Origin of the sequence: Lactiplantibacillus sp. ME-2 (assembly GCF_022549155.1) — a bacterium.
In the GTDB taxonomy this organism is placed as follows: domain Bacteria; phylum Bacillota; class Bacilli; order Lactobacillales; family Lactobacillaceae; genus Lactiplantibacillus; species Lactiplantibacillus plantarum.
Genome location: NZ_JAKZEQ010000156.1, coordinates 1 through 256, shown reverse-complemented (window position 1 = coordinate 256; position 256 = coordinate 1). Strand labels below are relative to the sequence as shown.

Below are 256 nucleotides of genomic sequence, written 5' to 3'. Positions count from 1 at the left end.
AAAGGTAAAGTACGTGGTAATTGGTACAACGACCATTGTCAGGCCGTTCCAACCGATCGTCCCAGTAAAACTGCCAAGAGCCGTGAAAATTCCCCGGGCATGACTATCTTCACTAATCGCTGGAACCATGCCCCAATACAAGACATCTGTTAACGAATAGAAGACATCCAAGATAATAAATAAAATCACAAAAACAATTGCAAATAAAATCCAGTTTACCTTTGCTAATCCAAAGATTCCTGAGAAAATAACGACT

The 256-nt window shown here is 39.8% G+C and carries 1 pseudogene; it reads right to left on the bottom strand.

Annotated elements, in window-relative coordinates:
• Nucleotides 1–256: pseudogene (locus MMY95_RS16160) on the bottom strand (MFS transporter); the annotation flags it as partial.